The sequence below is a fragment of the Halomonas sp. 72 genome, from assembly GCF_052379785.1.
GTDB classification, from domain to species: domain Bacteria; phylum Pseudomonadota; class Gammaproteobacteria; order Pseudomonadales; family Halomonadaceae; genus Vreelandella; species Vreelandella citrativorans.
Window position 1 is genome coordinate 1 of the sequence record NZ_JBQSYY010000058.1, and the last position, 690, is coordinate 690.

Genomic DNA, 690 nt, shown 5'->3' on the forward strand with positions numbered 1-690 from the left:
AGCCTTTGCCATGCCACCGATAAGCGAGGCCAGGATATATGTAATGTATTTATGCCTGGCGATATCATCGGTGTTCGAGAAAGCTTTTTTGACAACCACGATATTACTATACTAGCGCTTACTAACTGTAAGTTTGAAAAAGTATCGGTCGAAGATATACATAAACTTTTTAAAACCGATATGGACGTTAGAAAAGCGGTAATGTCCTATATCATGGTCAATGACAATATTACGATTGAACGATTAAGAAGCTGTACGCACCACCGTTCTGAAGAGCGTGTTGCCCACTTTTTATTAGAAATTTATACACGGTTCTGCTTTAAAGGGTTGTTGAAGACCAATATTTACGCATTTCCTATTACCCAGGATGTGGTAGGCGAGCTATTAGGCATTACTAGTGTCCATGTTAGCCGCTGCATGACCGCGCTGGAGCAAAAGAAGTTTATACGTAAAACGAGGAGTAGTATTAAGCTCCTTAAGCCGGAGGAAATGGCGGCAGCAACAGGTTTTGATAGTGAGTTTATTTATGGTCATGTTCTTATAGAGTAACGCTATATCCGTATTTGAGTAGCTATATGTTACGGGTTTTTAATGAAAGAGTTACGATAAATGATCAGTGAATCGTATTCTCTTTTGGTTGGTTTTGTTAAACTGTTGGCGTAGTTTGTTTTTTGTTTGAATGTTGGTCGT

1 protein-coding gene is annotated in these 690 nt (G+C 39.0%); it reads left to right on the plus strand.

Going from position 1 to position 690, the window contains the following annotated elements; genetic code table 11:
- Window positions 1-549, plus strand: a 549-nt coding sequence (locus tag ACT3T6_RS17715) for a Crp/Fnr family transcriptional regulator (RefSeq protein WP_444625982.1), incomplete at its 5' end; no start/stop codon positions are given.
- Between the last annotated feature and the right edge of the window lie 141 nt (window positions 550-690).